General features: G+C 47.9%; 14 protein-coding genes. 13 read left to right on the forward strand and 1 reads right to left on the reverse strand.

The window, feature by feature from the left end; genetic code table 11:
- Nucleotides 1-1,125, forward strand: a complete 1,125-nt coding sequence (gene proB / locus XMD564_RS00290; RefSeq protein WP_173480366.1) for a glutamate 5-kinase — start codon at nt 1-3, stop codon at nt 1,123-1,125.
- A 692-nt stretch (nt 1,126-1,817) separates the two neighbouring features.
- On the opposite strand, the gene rpsT is transcribed toward proB, so the two are convergent.
- A complete protein-coding gene (rpsT, locus tag XMD564_RS00295; protein WP_173480367.1) occupies nt 1,818-2,084 on the reverse strand; it encodes a 30S ribosomal protein S20 in 267 nt (88 codons plus the stop codon).
- Nucleotides 2,085-2,327: 243 nt separating this feature from the next.
- Here rpsT and murJ point away from each other — a divergent pair, with 243 nt between their 5' ends.
- From murJ to XMD564_RS00355, 12 genes are all read left to right on the forward strand, one after another.
- Entirely contained in the window at nt 2,328-3,821 is a 1,494-nt protein-coding gene (murJ, locus tag XMD564_RS00300) for a murein biosynthesis integral membrane protein MurJ (RefSeq protein ID WP_173507726.1), read from the forward strand.
- Nucleotides 3,822-3,933: 112 nt separating this feature from the next.
- Entirely contained in the window at nt 3,934-4,866 is a 933-nt protein-coding gene (gene ribF / locus XMD564_RS00305; RefSeq protein WP_173507611.1) for a bifunctional riboflavin kinase/FAD synthetase, read from the forward strand.
- A 15-nt stretch (nt 4,867-4,881) separates the two neighbouring features.
- Nucleotides 4,882-7,692 (forward strand): isoleucine--tRNA ligase, encoded by a 2,811-nt coding sequence (gene ileS, locus XMD564_RS00310; protein ID WP_173507612.1) that lies wholly within the window; start codon nt 4,882-4,884, stop codon nt 7,690-7,692.
- A 10-nt stretch (nt 7,693-7,702) separates the two neighbouring features.
- Nucleotides 7,703-8,170: a signal peptidase II gene (gene lspA, locus XMD564_RS00315; protein WP_173507727.1), complete on the forward strand. Its 468-nt coding sequence runs from the start codon at nt 7,703-7,705 to the stop codon at nt 8,168-8,170.
- Nucleotides 8,171-8,599: a peptidylprolyl isomerase gene (locus tag XMD564_RS00320; protein WP_173507613.1), complete on the forward strand. Its 429-nt coding sequence runs from the start codon at nt 8,171-8,173 to the stop codon at nt 8,597-8,599.
- A gap of 57 nt (nt 8,600-8,656) precedes the next feature.
- Nucleotides 8,657-9,061 carry a type IV pilin protein gene (locus XMD564_RS00325; protein ID WP_173507614.1) on the forward strand — a complete coding sequence of 135 codons (405 nt, stop codon included), beginning with the start codon at nt 8,657-8,659 and terminating at the stop codon, nt 9,059-9,061.
- The gene (locus XMD564_RS11305; RefSeq protein ID WP_256415743.1) at nt 9,061-9,534 is read left to right on the forward strand and encodes a Tfp pilus assembly protein FimT/FimU; all 474 of its coding nucleotides are present in this window, start codon (nt 9,061-9,063) and stop codon (nt 9,532-9,534) included. Before XMD564_RS00325 ends, XMD564_RS11305 begins: the two co-directional genes overlap by 1 nt.
- A complete protein-coding gene (locus XMD564_RS00335) occupies nt 9,527-10,156 on the forward strand; it encodes a PilW family protein (RefSeq protein ID WP_173507615.1) in 630 nt (209 codons plus the stop codon). Before XMD564_RS11305 ends, XMD564_RS00335 begins: the two co-directional genes overlap by 8 nt.
- Before the next feature lie 2 nt (nt 10,157-10,158).
- Nucleotides 10,159-11,283, forward strand: a complete 1,125-nt coding sequence (locus tag XMD564_RS00340; RefSeq protein ID WP_173507616.1) for a hypothetical protein — start codon at nt 10,159-10,161, stop codon at nt 11,281-11,283.
- Nucleotides 11,283-13,304 carry a hypothetical protein gene (locus XMD564_RS00345; protein ID WP_173507617.1) on the forward strand — a complete coding sequence of 674 codons (2,022 nt, stop codon included), beginning with the start codon at nt 11,283-11,285 and terminating at the stop codon, nt 13,302-13,304. The genes XMD564_RS00340 and XMD564_RS00345 overlap by 1 nt, the downstream gene beginning before the upstream one ends.
- Nucleotides 13,305-13,328: 24 nt before the next feature.
- Entirely contained in the window at nt 13,329-13,823 is a 495-nt protein-coding gene (locus XMD564_RS00350; protein ID WP_173507618.1) for a prepilin-type N-terminal cleavage/methylation domain-containing protein, read from the forward strand.
- A gap of 257 nt (nt 13,824-14,080) precedes the next feature.
- A complete protein-coding gene (locus XMD564_RS00355) occupies nt 14,081-15,709 on the forward strand; it encodes an NAD+ synthase (RefSeq protein WP_173507619.1) in 1,629 nt (542 codons plus the stop codon).
- The last annotated feature ends 57 nt before the right edge of the window (nt 15,710-15,766 follow it).

Below are 15,766 nucleotides of genomic sequence, written 5' to 3' on the forward strand. Positions count from 1 at the left end.
ATGTCTGCATCACGTCAACGGTTAACAGAAAAGGGTCGTTGGGTCGTCAAAATCGGCAGTGCGCTGCTGACGGATGATGGTAAAGGTCTAGATCAGCAAGCGATTGTTGGCTGGGTTGAGCAGATCGCTAAACTGGTGCAGCAGGGTGTTGAAGTGGTTCTTGTCTCTTCGGGTGCTGTAGCCGAGGGGATGAATCGTTTGGGCTGGTCAGAACGTCCAAGCGAGATGTATAAACTGCAAGCCGCCGCCGCTGTCGGTCAGATGGGTTTGGTGCAAGCGTATGAATCCAGCTTTCAGCAACACAACCTTCATACCGCTCAGGTTCTTCTGACGCATGATGACCTCTCTAACCGTAAGCGTTATCTAAACGCACGTTCGACGTTGCGCTCTCTAATCGATCTGGGCGTTGTAGCCATCGTTAATGAGAATGACACGGTTGTGACCAGTGAGATTCAGTTTGGTGATAACGATACGCTCGGTGCGTTGGTGGCTAATGCGATTGAAGCTGATGCGCTCATTCTACTGACGGATCAGAAAGGGCTGTTCACTGCGGATCCTCGCTCTAACCCTAATGCTGAATTAATCGCCGAAGGTCGTGCCGAAGATGATCACTTCCTTCAGATCGCCGGTGGCGGTGGTAAGTTGGGTCGTGGTGGTATGGCAACCAAAGTGCGTGCTGCTCGACTTGCGGCTCGTTCAGGTGCTGTAACGGTTATTGCTAGCGGTCGTGAAGAGAGTGCGTTGTTAAGAATCTTCTCGGGTGAAGAGATTGGTACGTTGTTAGTACCTGATCACGGTCGCCAAGCTGCGCGTAAGCACTGGATCGCTGGGCATCTACAGGCGCGTGGTCGTCTAGTATTGGATGCTGGCGCGGTTAAAGCGCTTAAAACGGGTGGCAAATCACTGCTGCCTGCGGGCGTTGTCAAAGTAGAGGGTGATTTCTCACGCGGTGAGATGGTCGAGCTGGTCGATACTGGCGGTGAGGTTATCGCACGCGGCTTGGTTAACTACGCCTTCGATGAGGCGGACCGTATCAAAGGTCACGCCAGCCAAGAGATCGAATCCCTTATCGGTCACATCACTGATCCAGAGCTAGTCCATCGCGATAATATGGCGTTGGCCTAAATCGTTGGAGCGGTCTTGAAAAGGCCACGATTTTTATCTTGTAGGAGCGATCTCGCAGAGGTCGCGATCATTTTAAATCTAGATCAAAAGCTTTCTACTCGCCTAAAGGCGACCAGCCTTACTTTTTGGTCAGCAAAAAGTAAGCAGCACCCAAAGTGTGCTCCTGCACTTTCGGTATTCACCACATCCTGTGGATCAAACTGACCACGCTCACTCGGCCTGCGGCACGCTCCGTTCAATGATTTTTCACTGAAGTCCAATAGGACACTGCAAACCGTTAATTGCTCCTGCATTAACGGAATACATGCCTTCCATGGCACTAAGTCGGCTCCTGCCTCCGTTGCAGACTTCGGCCATCCGGGCCTCAGCCGATTGAACTCTTAACCGTGAAAAATCATCGTACTCACGTCTCGATCGGACGTGGACGACTGGCACGAGATTAGAATCAGGCACTGTTGGAGCGGTCTTGAAAGGCCGCGATTGGTATTTATTAGAGTTTATCTAAGAGCACCAGTGACTGGCTTCAGCCTGTCATCTGCTTTATCGGTGTTTTCCAGATTGGCAGTAAGGTCTACCAGCGGATGACAGGCTAAAGCCAGTCACCGGTATGGACTCTGTCAGCATCTTCCAGGTTGCAGGCAACAAAAAACCCGCTAAGTAGCGGGTTTTTAGAAAAGCTTTTAAGTAGTCGCTTATGCAGCCATCGCTTTGATGCGTGCGTTTAGGCGGCTCTTAGTGCGTGCAACAGCGCTCTTCTTGAAGATTCCTTTGTTTACTGAGCTATCTAGGATAGGCTGAGCAACTTTGAATGCTTCGTTAGCAGCAGCTTGGTCACCACCAGCAACTTCTTTTAGTACTTTCTTGATGTAAGTACGTACCATGGAGCGCAGGCTAGCGTTATGTTGACGACGCTTTTCCGCCTGGCGAGCACGTTTACGAGATCCTGCGGAATTTGCCACAGCTGAGCTCCTTAAATTTGAGTTAAACAAACGAGACAAGTGTCTCTCAAAATTGGATGCGAAATTATTCCGATATCGTTGCCGTCTGTCAAGCATTAAACACAGAAGAAATGCACTTTTAGTTGACCTTCTTCTTGGGTAGGCGATAATCGACGGATTAATTCAGCACTTTGAGGTTAAAAGTTGAGTCAAAAAGCGACATCTGGCGGCGGTCTGCTGCGCTCAAGTGCTGTGGTTGGCATTATGACGATGATCTCGCGAGTGCTGGGATTAATTCGTGATGTGGTGGTCGCGGGTTACTTCGGTGCCAGTGGTGCATCCGACGCTTTTTTTGTCGCATTCAAAATTCCTAACTTTTTACGACGTCTTTTTGCTGAAGGGGCTTTTGCTCAGGCTTTCGTACCGGTGCTCTCTGAGTATCGATCGCAACGTGATCTAACTGCGGTTCAATTTCTCGTAAATCGCACAGCAGGCAGCTTGGGTTCTGTGTTGTTGCTGGTCACGCTGGTGGGCAGTCTGGGGTCGCCACTATTGGCGATGCTGTTTGCGCCTGGGTTCTATATGTCAGGCTCCGAGAGCTTTGGTCTTGCGGCTGACATGCTGCGCATTACCTTCCCCTATCTGATGCTGATATCCCTAACCGCATTTTGTGGTGCCATTCTGAACTCCTATGAGCGATTTGCGGTGCCCGCGTTTACCCCCGTATTGCTGAATGTCTGTCTAATCGGTTCAGCGGTCTACCTCAGCCCCCTGTTTGATCCGCCCATTATGGCGCTGGCCTGGGGTGTGTTGATGGCCGGTACCGTCCAATTGCTGTTCCAGTTGCCGTTTTTAGCGCGACTACGTCTATTGCCGGTACCGCAAGCCGGTTGGAAGGATGAAGGGGTTCGGCGCATCTTGAAGCTGATGCTGCCCGCTCTGTTTGGTGTGTCGGTTGCACAAATTAACTTGCTACTGGATACCGTGCTTGCCTCGTTCTTGCAGACGGGCAGTGTTTCTTGGCTCTACTACTCAGATCGTCTGGCAGAGCTACCGTTGGGTGTGTTTGGTATCGCGATTGCGACGGTGATTCTGCCAAGTCTCTCTCGTAAGCACGCTGAAAAGTCAGGGGAAGAGTTCGCCAAAATGTTGGATTGGGCCGTGCGCATGGTGCTTTTGATTGGCATTCCTTCGGCTGTCGCACTGATTTTGTTGGCGGAACCCCTCCTAACGACGCTGTTCCACTACGGTGAGATGACCGATCGAGATGTCAGCATGGCCGCCATGAGTCTTCGTGCTTATGGCTTAGGTCTGCTCGCATTTATGCTGATTAAGGTGCTGGCGCCGGGCTACTTCTCTCGCCAAGATACCAAAACCCCCGTCAAAATCGCTGTTAAAGCGATGGTGGCGAATATGGTGTTTAACTTGATTCTTATCTTCCCTCTGGCGCATGCAGGGCTTGCTTTAGCAACCGCGCTGTCGGCCTTCATGAATGCTGGCTGGCTGTTGCATGGCTTAATTAAACAGGGTGTCTTTAAGTGGCAAGCTGGCTGGTTAAGATGGTCGATGCAGTTGTTGTTTGCTAATGCATTGATGGCGGCGGTTATTCTGCTGTTTGCACCGGCTGCTGCCGACTGGTTATCGGCTAGTCTATGGCAGAGAGTCGAGTGGATGTTCCTACTCGTGGCCGGTGCTGTTCTGGTTTATTGCATCGCTTTGATCCTTTCCGGTGTCAGAATTCGTCATTTGCGTGGCTAAAGCCAACAAATTCCTTCAAACATAGCGCTTTAGGTCTTAATTAGAGGGGCCTGCATGCGCTATAATCGCGCGTTTATTATTTGTCTGATGCTTGGGTGAAACTGATAACGCAATGGAACTGATTCGAGGGCTTCACAATTTACGCGATCATCATCGCGGCTGCGTTGCGACGATCGGTAACTTTGACGGCGTTCACCTAGGCCATCAGATGATACTGTCAGGTGTGCGAGAAAAAGCGCAACAACTGGGGTTGCCCTCTGTTGTGATTGTGTTTGAACCGCAACCACGTGAGTTTTTTTCGCCAGAGTCTGCGCCACCTCGCCTAACGCGTTTCGGCGAGAAGCTTCGCCTGTTAGAAGCTGAAGGGGTTGATCGCGTGCTTTGTCTTAGTTTCAACGAGCGTTTACGTTCACTGTCAGCTGAGGCGTTTATTGATGAGCTGCTGCTGAAGGGCTTGGATGTAAAGCACTTTGTGGTGGGTGACGATTTTCGTTTTGGTTGTGATCGCTGTGGCGATTACGCACTGCTTAAGGCTGCAGGTGAATCACATGGATTTACCGTCGCTGACACACCGACACTGATTTTAGAGGATGAGCGAGTCAGCAGTTCACGTGTTCGTGAAACGCTTACCGCTAACAACTTATCCTTAGCTGCTCGTTTGTTAGGGCGTCGCTATCGCGTCACCGGCCGTGTGCAACATGGGCAAAAAGTGGGTCGTGAGCTCGGCTTTCCGACAGCCAATGTGCGCATGCATAAATACGCCTGCCCTATGCGGGGTGTCTACACGGTAAGGGCGCACTTGGCGGGTAAGGCCTATAACGCGATTTGCAATGTTGGCAGTCGGCCGACACTTAATGGTGTGCGTCCTGTGTTGGAAGTGCACCTGCTAGATTTTTCGGGGCAGCTCTATGGTGAGCTGCTCAGTGTTGAATTTTTACATCCAATGCGTTCAGAGCAACGCTTTGATGGATTGGATGCTTTGCGAGAACAGATCGCAAAAGATATCGCTGCAGCGCGCGCTTGGTTCGCTGCCGCAAATACCTAAACTGGGACTGGATTGATGACCGATTACAAACCGACTCTAAACCTGCCGGAAACTGCGTTCCCAATGCGCGGTAACCTGCCATCTGCTGAACCTAAGCGTCTTGCTAAATGGAAAGAGATGGATCTTTACGCACGAATTCGTGAAGTGAGCGCAGGTCGACCAAAATTTATTCTGCACGATGGCCCTCCTTACGCTAACGGCAGCATTCACATTGGTCACGCGGTGAATAAGATCATCAAAGATATGATCATCAAATCCAAAACTCTCAGTGGTTTTGACTCGCCTTACACGCCAGGTTGGGACTGTCACGGTCTACCGATCGAGCACAAGGTTGAGACACTGATCGGTAAAGCGGGCGAGAAGGTCTCTTACGCGGATTTCCGTGCTAAGTGTCGCTCCTATGCGACTGAGCAGATCGCCGGTCAGAAAGAGGACTTTATTCGTTTAGGTATTCAGGGTGATTGGGATGACCCTTACCTAACGATGAATTTCAAAACCGAAGCGAATACCGTTCGTGCACTGGGCAAAATTGCAGAACGTGGCCATCTAGTGAAAGGTTACAAACCGGTCTACTGGAGTGTGGTCGGTAAATCAGCTTTGGCTGAGACTGAGGTTGAGTACCAAGACAAAACCTCTACCGCAATCGATGTGCGCTTCACCTTTGTCGATCAAGCCAAAGTGAATGCACTGTTCGGTACCGACAAACAGAAGGTTTCGCTGGTCATCTGGACAACCACACCTTGGACAATTCCTGCTAACCAAGCGGTATCGGTTAACGGTGAGTTGGAGTATGCCCTGGTTGAAGTTCACCTTGAGAGCGGTGTTGATTACCAGGTTCTAGCTGAGTCGATGGTTGAGTCAATCATGGAGCGCTGGGGTGTTGATAAGTATGAAGTGTTGGGTCGCGTGAATGGTGCGGCGCTGGAGCTACTTAAACTTGAACACCCTGTGTTTGATCGTGAAGTGCCCGTCATCTTGGGTGATCACGTTACAACCGATGCAGGTACCGGTGCGGTTCACACGGCGCCTGATCATGGTATGGACGATTTCATTGTTGGTAATCGCTACGACCTTAAAACTCTCAACCTTGTTCAAGCCGATGGTGTTTACACTGACGCGGCAGGTGAGTTTGCTGGCATCCATGTCTACAAAGCGGATGCACCAGTGACAGAAGCCCTAGAGCGTGAAGGTAAGTTGGTGCACCTAAAACGTTTCCAACACAGTTACCCACACTGCTGGCGTACCAAAACGCCACTGATCTACCGTGCAACGCCGCAGTGGTTCATCTCTATGGAGAAAGAGAACCTGAAAGCGGACGCGATGGATGCGATCAAAGGGGTGCAGTGGTTCCCAGATTGGGGGCAGACGCGTATCGAAGCGATGGTTGGCCAGAGCCCAGATTGGTGTGTATCACGTCAACGTACCTGGGGTACGCCGATTACGCTATTCACTCACAAGCAGACAGGTGAACTTCACCCACGCACGACTGAGTTGATCGAGCAGGTTGCGCAGCGTATCGAAGAGACCGGTATCGATGCATGGTTTGATCTAGATCCAGCAGAGCTGTTGGGTGAAGAAGCAGCAGATTACGATAAAGTGACCGACACCATGGATGTTTGGTTCGACTCGGGTGTTACGCACCACTCAGTTCTGCGTACCAAAGAGAGCCTGCACTTCCCGGCTGACATGTACCTAGAAGGGTCGGATCAGCACCGTGGTTGGTTCCAGTCGTCACTGAAAACATCGATCGCGATTAACGGTTGTGCACCGTACAAGCAGGTTCTGACTCACGGCTTTACCGTTGATGAGAAGGGCTACAAGATGTCTAAGTCACTGGGTAACGTCATTGCACCACAGCAGGTGAATGACAAGCTAGGTGCGGATATTCTTCGCCTGTGGGTTGCCTCTACAGACTACTCGGGTGATATGGCTGTTTCGGATCAGATTCTTCAGCGTACGGCAGACAGCTACCGTCGTATCCGAAATACATCGCGCTTCCTACTGGCGAACCTAAACGGCTTTGATCCAGAAGCGCACAGCGTAAAACCAGAAGAGATGCTGGCGCTGGATCGTTGGGCAGTCGATTCTGCTTACCGTCTGCAACAGCGTGTGATCGATGCTTACAACAGCTACCGTTTCTTGGATGTCTACCAGCAAGTTCACAACTTCTGTGCACAAGAGCTGGGTGGCTTCTACCTAGACATCATTAAAGATCGTCAGTACACGACTAAGCCAGATAGCTTGGCGCGTCGTTCATGTCAGACGGCTCTGTACCACATTGCGCAGGCGCTGGTTCGCTGGATTGCACCGATCTTGAGCTTCACCGCTGATGAGATCATCGAAGTACTACCAGGTAACAACCCTGAAAGTGCCATGCTAACGACCTGGTACGAGGGCTTGTTTGAGATGACTGCAGACGATGCCTTTGGTCGTGAGTACTGGGAGCGTGTGCTGCAGGTTAAACAGGCGGTTAACAAGTGTTTGGAAGAGGCGCGTAACGAGAAGCTAGTTAAAGCTTCGTTAGCCGCTGAAGTGACACTCTATGCTGATGAGCAGATCACAGCCGATTTGAATCGCCTAGGTGATGAGCTTCGCTTCGTTTTGATCACATCGACTGCCAGCATTGAGCCGCTAGCGAATGGAGCAGACGCTCGTGAAACAGCGGTTGACGGCCTGAAAGTTGCGGTTAAGGCTTCGGAAGAGGCGAAGTGTGCTCGTTGTTGGCACCACCGTGAAGATGTCGGTCAAAACGCCGATCACCCAGAGTTGTGTACACGTTGTGTCGATAACGTAGAGGGCGAAGGTGAGCAGCGTCACTACGCGTAACCCTTCGGCAATGCAGTGGCTATGGCTCAGCCTAGCCATTGTGGTGCTTGATCTTGGCAGTAAAGCGTTGGCATCCAGTATGCTGAGCTACAACCTGCCGATCTCTATTCTTCCCATCTTCGATCTAAGGTTACTGCATAATACTGGCGCAGCCTTTAGCTTTTTAGCCAGTGAAGCAGGGTGGCAGCGCTGGCTATTTGTGGCCATTGCGGTTGTCGTGAGTGGGTTGATTGTTCACTGGCTACGCCAAACGGAGCCACAGCAAAAGATACAGGCCTTTGGTTATGCCGCTATTTTAGGCGGTGCTCTGGGCAATCTTTTTGACCGTATTGTTCACGGTTATGTGGTGGATTTTCTATCCTTTCACTATGCAGGTTGGTACTTCCCAGCCTTTAATATCGCCGATGTGGGTATCACTCTCGGCGCCATCGCATTGATTGTTGATGCACTATTTTTATCAAAAGACCGGAGTAAATAGATGAGCGAATTCACCATTGAACAGGGCCGTAAAGTGACCATGCACTTCGCGATCAAACTCACCGATGGACAGATCGTAGACTCTAACTTCGAAGGCGCTCCGGTCGAATTTGAAGTGGGTGATGGTAATATCCCAGAAGGCTTTGAAGCCGCTTTGACGGGGCTTAAAGTAGGCGATCATCTCGATCTAACCATCGATCCAGAACGCGGCTTTGGTCAGCACAACCCAAGCAACATCCAAACCATGAAACGCTCAGACTTCAAAGATATGGAGCTAGAGCCAGGCTTAGTCATCTCATTCCAAGAGCCCGGTGGTGAACTGCCCGGTGTCATCGTTGAGTTTGATGACGAGCGCGTGGAAGTTGACTTCAATCACCCTCTTGCAGGAAAAACGATTCTTTTCGAAGTTCAGGTTCTGAATATTCAGTAAAACCCCCTCCATTTTCTGTTCCTCTGCTATATTTAATGAATGTAACGGAGGGATTCAATGCGTCACCAAAAAGGCTTTACTCTGATTGAATTGATGATCGTAGTGACGATTATCGGAATTCTTGCGGCTATCGCTTATCCGGCTTATCAGGATTATGTACTGCAGGCGAAAAGGTCTGATGCTATGAATTCCCTTGCTCAAGCAAGAATTGATCAAGAAAAGTATCGTGCAAACAACACGGAGTTCGCTACTTCGACTGAATTATGGGGAAGCGCAATCTTAGATTCAAATGATCATTACTATACGTTATCTGTTGTTAGTAATTCGTCCGATTCATTTGTAGTTAAAGCTGAGCCCGTTTTTTCAGATCTATCTTGCGGAACCTTTGCTGTGGATAGAGATGGTTCCATTGATACATTTGATGGCGTTAATTATGCAGATTCAGAGTGCTGGGGTAGATGATGAATCGCTATTTTCTGCAGAGGGGCGTCACTATGGTAGAGATGATGGTGACGGTGGCAATTATAGGAATCATTGCTGCTATTGCTATACCTTCTTACCAGGACCATGTAGATAAAGCTCGTCTAAATAGTGCCGTTGAAGCCGTATACAGTCAGATCGTATTAGCTAAGCGCGAAGCTGTTTCAAATAACGCTGATCGTTATGCCAATCTAGTAACCGATGCGGGCAACTGGTGTGTCTATATAAGTTCTCAAGCCGCTAGTTCAAATGCCTGTGATAAATCTAGTTTATACGTGGATCAATCCAAGTATGAAGGGGTAGAGGTAGACGTTGCCTCAGCTGCAATTGGTTTTTTCATGCCGGACATCAGATCGGTAAGTAGCGCGATAGAATTCACTAGTCCAAGTGGTGATTTTAAAAAAAACATTTACGTTTCGGAACATCATATGATCACGGTGGGTTCATATGAATAAAAACTTGGTTAACCAAAAGGGCTACACACTCATAGAGCTAATGATCGGTATGGTTGTTGGTTTGATAGTGTTGTCCGGTGCTCTGTTTCTATACCTACAAGTTGTCACTGTAGCTGAGACGACTCTTGCAGCAACAAGATTGAATCGAGAATTAGGAATATTGGTAGATTCTATAAGCGGAGAAATTAGAAGGCACGGTTACTCATCGGCTGGAAGTGCAAGCTTTTATCAAACGTCTAGTACTGCAGGGCTTTCTGTTTCTGGAGATAAGCAATGCATTCTCTACGCATATGATGGAGGGGATGATGACTCGGGTAGTGATGAAGTAGAAGGTGATCGGAAAGGCTTTAGAAAAGTAGACAATGCTATCTACGTTAAAACCAATTCTGTGGGTGATTGTAACGATCCACCGGACTCCGTGAATTGGGAGTCATTCAGTAACCCCGACGCAGTATCTATAGCAGGTATGAGAGTTAACTTATCTGTCTCTTCTGCAACAGATGGTGTCACTATTTATACACGTACGGTTGAACTAACTGTTTCAGCTGCGGATCCTTCGGGGCAGGTTAGCTCCTCCAAAACTGTTTCAATTCTTATTCCCAACAATGTATTAGAGGAATAGAGATGATTTCTAGCGGCTTAGGAAATTATAAGAGAGAGCAGGGCATAGCCACACTTGTTGCGGTTGTTGTGCTGCTGATAATTACAACGCTTGCGGTCTTTACGGTCTCTTCATCCGTGGTTAGTGAGAAGCAGGTTGTTGCTAGTGAGCAGCGTGCAATTGCTGCGTTTGAGGCAGCGCAGTCTGGTTTTTCAGAGGGTGTTATAGCTTATAGAACTTTGAACTCTTTACCTCTTGTTACAGCTAAAGTATCTGGTGCTGTCAGTTCTTTAGGGGCTACTTGGGAATATTGGGGGCAGCGAGATGGGGAAAATCTAATTCTTATTGCTACAGGTTTTAGTGATGATATGACAGTTGAAAGGACTGTTCGTTCAATTATTACGTTTCAAAAGCTTGATCCTCCTAAAGTACCAATTGTCGCTGCTGGGGGGACAACTATGTCGGGTAATTTCACAGTTAAAAACAATAGAGGTAATTTTACAGTTTGGACTGGAGGTAGTGTTGATATTGATACCTCAGGAGGTGGCAGTTGGAGTTCTTATGTACCCCATCCAACTGTTGCTGATACATTTATTGAGTCATCTAATAAGAATGTTAGAGGAAGTGATTTAATAGAAAACGACCCAGCATTGAGCACTCTCAGCAAAGAAGGTTTTCAAGATGCGTTTCTTGGGCAGGATGCGGTGAGTTTCTGTGGAGGCGAAGACAATTTTATAGATCAGAATGATTCCAGTACCTTTAATGGGTATTCCGACTTTCAAGAAGCGATTGAAAAAGCAGGTAGTGTTGTTTGTTTGCGCAATACAAGTGGAGTCGGTACCACAGGTGTGAGCATACCAAGTAGTACAGTTCTTGGTGGACAGAGAATAATAATTATTGATGATGATTGGTCGGCTGGTAACCCGCCAGACATAACCGGTTTAGTTTTTGTTACTGGTAATGTTGATAAATTCAATGGTAATGGCGGCTCGTTTGAGGAGCCAAAATTTAAAGGTTCGCTCATAGTGTATGGCAAAGTAGATATGGGTAACGGAGGCATTAATATTGAATTTGATTCCAGCTACACCGGTAACCTAGGGGATAGTGAAACGGCTGCTGTTTTATCGGGAAGTTGGAGAGATTGGTAATGTCGCAATTTAACATGTCGGTCAAAGGCTTCATTTTAATTGAAGCGATAATAGCGCTTGTTGTTTCAACTGTAGGCCTGCTTGGGATAGCACTTTTTTCATCATCTCTTCTTTCAGAATCGACAGACACTAAGTCTAAGTCTGAAGCGATTCGTATAGCTCAATCTAGATTAGATAAATTAAGGCAGTTTGCTGGTCAGGTTGAACTGGCATCAATTGGATCTTCGTCTTGGGCATGGCCGTCGTCCGAAGGCTGTGAAATTTACCATAGCGATACTGATACTTTCTATATTGATGGAGAGTTGGTTAGTAATGCTACTGGCTCTTTACAAGGCACTGTGAATGTTTCATGGGGACAGCCTGATTGCGAATCGGAAAACAAGGTTAGTCTGGCAACGATTGTGGCTTCTGATGTGTTCGATTCAACTGTAATAAACGGTTCTATATCTGATGTTGATTTGAGTGGTATAGGATCGAATATTAGACCTCCCACTGGTAATGCTGAATATGGTGACGATGCTCCTGGGGGTGTTTTGCCAGCGGGATTATCTCTACAAGATGTGATTGTGTCCCAAGCCGCGGGTTCTAACGAAATTCGCTTATTAGGTTCAGTGCTCAATGATGATGGCACGACATCTTATAAAGAGCTGCTAGTAACTACTGACTCAGCAGGTTTTGCCGAAGTTCGCGGCGTAGTTTATGCCCTAAACTCATCGGGTGTGCTGCCTAGCGACATGAGCCTGGTCATTAAACCGTCAGATACGGGCGTTTGTCCGAAAGGTCCGCTGGTGTCATCAGTAAATGGATCTTTTGTTGAATATACATGTTTCTTTGGCGGTGGGTGGTATGGAAATATTCCGGTTTTTATAGGTGAAAGTACGTCACCTGTTGTTGTCGGTGACCCTAATTGTGATGACGGAAGTGCGGGTTATAGTGCTTCTGAATGCGATGCATCAACCATATATGATAGAGAACCTATTTGGGCTCTTAATAATCAAAGACTTTATCGTGGATATGCTATTGCTTTTGGTGACGGTGGTGCGTTATTAGATGCTGATGGTAATTTAGTTTTAGTATCAAGAGGTCTTGAGGCTGGCGATATTTATGGGTACGGATCAACTATTCCTTATAGGGTTGGAGGGCATGATTTTGTTATTGCAGAAAGCACTGAAAGTGCATCTACTGCATCGTCTTTAGCTGTCAGTACTACAGACTATAATAGTCTTTTTGCAAATGTAAGCGGAGCGGCTTTTAGTAACTTGATTGGAAACAAGGGAGATTTTGTTTGTTTGGATATAGACGGCTCAACTAATTGCCCTGATCAAATGATATCTATCGGTGAGTCTTCCGTATCGGCTTCCAGGATAAGTATCTCTGGATCTGTAATCGGTGGGGCTTCAGCTGCTCTAGCCTCTGGGTTGTCAGATTTTGAAGCCATTAATTCAGTTACTAGCCAATTTCCTAGTGGCTTAATTACTTCATGTTATGTTTTGGCTGATGGAAGTTGTGATGAATTGCAATCGGGTACAACACCAATATGTATCAATACAAGCGATCAATACCAGTGTGATGTTTATACTTCTGGTGCGTGGACGGGTGAGATTCGTCACGAGCTAAATGAGCTCTTAACCTCTACTAACCCTGCCTATGAGATATGCTCTCCATCGGGTGGTGTTGAAAGGTTTAGTAATGTGAGTGGTAGTCAATCAGGCTCATCAATTTACATTTCGAACAATTGTGCGTCAGAAGGTAATTTTTGTACGGTTGATATAACTAGCCCTACTTCGACAGTCACGAAAAATAAAACTTTTGATATCCAATATACAATAACAAATGCAGCAGTTGGGGCTACTTCGATAGCATACACGGGGCTTGTTCAAGGGGTTTCTTCCGTTACGGAGACGCAGGCGACTGTTCTGGCTCCAAAAGATGCAGAAAAGTCATTTACATTGACTGTTACAAATTCTAGTAATGGCATCAGTTGTAGTGACTCAATAACCCTATCGACTACAAATAATTAGATTTAATATAAAACAAGGATGTTTATGAAAACGAAGCCTAACCCAAGGATGGGTGGCTACACCCTTATCGAATTGATGATTACGGTCGTGATCATCGCTATTCTCTCTTCAATTGCACTGCCTGCTTATACCCAATTCACGGTGCGTGCCAAGTTGATGGATGCTCTGGCAGCGACTGAGCCCATCAAGTTGGCGCTAGTTAATTATGCGATTGCTAATGGAGGTACTTCTGGTCTCTCTGAATTTCATTGGACTGAGGTATTTGATGAATTAGGAGTCAGTAATGATCATTTCGGAGATAACTCTGCTTATGTGAAAAATGCCTGGTGGAGTCATTCCACCGGCGAAATTCGGGTATCAATTGCCAATATCGAAGAGCTGGAAGGGCGGCGGTTTGTGCTGCGAGCGGAGAATCCAGATTTTCCAACGACTTGGCGCTGTATTAGCGATGATTCGGATGAGTCGTTGATTCCGAGTGAGTATTTGCCAAGTTTCTGCCAAACATCTGCGGATGATTAAAAGCGGTCGGCGTCCCTTTGGGTGGCCTCCTACAGGGTGTGTTTTTCCATGGTGCGGATGACAGGTTAAAACCAGTCACCTGATCGCTTCCTCTTTGAGAAAGCTCCAACAGGGTGCTTTTTATTGGGGTGGTGATAGGCTGAAGCCAGTCGCCATGAATGAATTTTCGGGCTTTTTCGCTTTGCTCAAATTCCCTCCTACGGGGGATGTGCGTATACTTTGTCAATCTATTTAATTTGAAGATTTCAGATCGCTTTATGTCTCAACAACTTGTCGTCGCGCTCGCTCAAATCAATTTTCTTGTCGGTGATATTCCGGGTAATACACAAAAGATGATCGATGCTGCCATGGATGCAGCGTCTCAAGGTGATACGGATATTATCGTCTTTTCTGAGCTGTCGATTACCGGTTATCCGCCAGAGGATCTGCTGCTGCGTCCAAGTCTTAAGCGTCGGGTTGATGAGGCCCTTGAACGCCTGAAAGCTGAGGTCCGGGGCATTGCTTTGTTGGTGGGCTATCCAGCTGAGAAAGAGGGCGAGTTACGCAACATGGCGGCTATCATTGAGGATGGTGAGGTGTTGATCGAGTATGCCAAGCAGCATCTGCCTAACTACCGTGTTTTTGATGAAGATCGCTACTTTGAACCGCATACCAATGACGGTGTCTTTGAGTACAAGGGTCACACCTTAGGGTTGCAAATCTGTGCTGATATTTGGGAGAAAGAGCCGACTCAACGCCAGGCCGAGGCCGGTGTTAAAGCGATTCTTGTGCCTAATGCATCGCCCTATCACATGGGTAAAACCAATGAGCGTACCGAGGCGTTACAAGATCGTGCAACCACTGCAAATGCCCCGATTGTCTATGTAAACCAAGTGGGTGCGCAGGATGAGTTGGTCTTTGATGGTGGTTCGCAGGTCGTGGATGCCAAGGGGCAGCTAGCCTACATGGCGCCTCATCATGAAGAGGGTATCTACAAGGTATCTATCGATCTTGAATCGGGTGCTGTTGAGCCGCTACAGCCTTCAACGCCCGAAGCTGATCACTATAGTATGGTCTACCAAACGCTTGTAATGGGTGTGCGTGATTACGTTAACAAGAACGGCTTTAAGGGGGTAGTGTTTGGCCTATCTGGCGGTATCGATTCGGCATTAACGGCTGCAGTTGCTGTGGATGCCTTGGGTCCGGATCGCGTTGAGTGTGTCATGATGCCGTTTAAGTACACCTCCTCTATCAGTGTCGAAGATGCTGCACTGGAAGCAGAGGCTCTAGGCATTCGCCACTCAGTGATCTCGATTGAACCGATGTATGAAGCATTCATGCAGGAGTTGGCGGGCGAATTTGCTGGCACAGAGGTCGATGCAACGGAAGAGAACCTGCAAGCACGCTGTCGGGGTGTCTTGTTAATGGCGATTTCCAACAAGAAAGGCTACCTCGTTCTGACGACCAGCAATAAATCGGAAACGGCCGTTGGTTATTCGACCTTGTACGGTGATATGGCGGGTGGTTTCTGTGTCCTTAAAGATATTCCGAAAACTCTGGTCTATGAGCTATCGCGTTACCGCAATACGATCAGCCCGGTCATCCCAGAGCGTGTCATCACTCGTCCACCCTCGGCTGAACTTCGTCCAGATCAAACAGACCAAGACAGCTTGCCAGATTACGATCAGTTGGATGCGATCATCGAGATGTACGTCGAGCATGATTACAGCGCAGAGATGATTATTGCTGAGGGGTACAACGAAGCCGATGTACTGCGTGTGATTCGTCTGATCGATATTAACGAGTACAAACGTCGCCAAGCACCGATCGGTACGCGTATTACACAGCGTGGTTTCGGGCGTGATCGACGTTATCCGATAACGTCTGGGTGGAAGGCTGGGGTTTAAAAGAAAGTGGTGTCAGTCTGAAGGCCAGACACAGCCGTCAAAAAATCGCGGCCTTTT

Source organism: Marinobacterium sp. xm-d-564, from assembly GCF_013283345.1.
Lineage (GTDB): Bacteria > Pseudomonadota > Gammaproteobacteria > Pseudomonadales > Balneatricaceae > Marinobacterium_E.

Bases quoted from the DNA above. Each gene is read 5' to 3' on its own strand.
- proB (WP_173480366.1), top strand. From the start codon at position 1: ATGTCTGCATCACGTCAACGGTTAACAGAAAAGGGTCGTTGGGTCGTC.
- murJ (WP_173507726.1), top strand. From the start codon at position 2,328: ATGACGATGATCTCGCGAGTGCTGGGATTAATTCGTGATGTGGTGGTC.
- ribF (WP_173507611.1), top strand. From the start codon at position 3,934: ATGGAACTGATTCGAGGGCTTCACAATTTACGCGATCATCATCGCGGC.
- ileS (WP_173507612.1), top strand. From the start codon at position 4,882: ATGACCGATTACAAACCGACTCTAAACCTGCCGGAAACTGCGTTCCCA.
- lspA (WP_173507727.1), top strand. From the start codon at position 7,703: ATGCAGTGGCTATGGCTCAGCCTAGCCATTGTGGTGCTTGATCTTGGC.
- XMD564_RS00320 (WP_173507613.1), top strand. From the start codon at position 8,171: ATGAGCGAATTCACCATTGAACAGGGCCGTAAAGTGACCATGCACTTC.
- XMD564_RS00325 (WP_173507614.1), top strand. From the start codon at position 8,657: ATGCGTCACCAAAAAGGCTTTACTCTGATTGAATTGATGATCGTAGTG.
- XMD564_RS11305 (WP_256415743.1), top strand. From the start codon at position 9,061: ATGAATCGCTATTTTCTGCAGAGGGGCGTCACTATGGTAGAGATGATG.
- XMD564_RS00335 (WP_173507615.1), top strand. From the start codon at position 9,527: ATGAATAAAAACTTGGTTAACCAAAAGGGCTACACACTCATAGAGCTA.
- XMD564_RS00340 (WP_173507616.1), top strand. From the start codon at position 10,159: ATGATTTCTAGCGGCTTAGGAAATTATAAGAGAGAGCAGGGCATAGCC.
- XMD564_RS00345 (WP_173507617.1), top strand. From the start codon at position 11,283: ATGTCGCAATTTAACATGTCGGTCAAAGGCTTCATTTTAATTGAAGCG.
- XMD564_RS00350 (WP_173507618.1), top strand. From the start codon at position 13,329: ATGAAAACGAAGCCTAACCCAAGGATGGGTGGCTACACCCTTATCGAA.
- XMD564_RS00355 (WP_173507619.1), top strand. From the start codon at position 14,081: ATGTCTCAACAACTTGTCGTCGCGCTCGCTCAAATCAATTTTCTTGTC.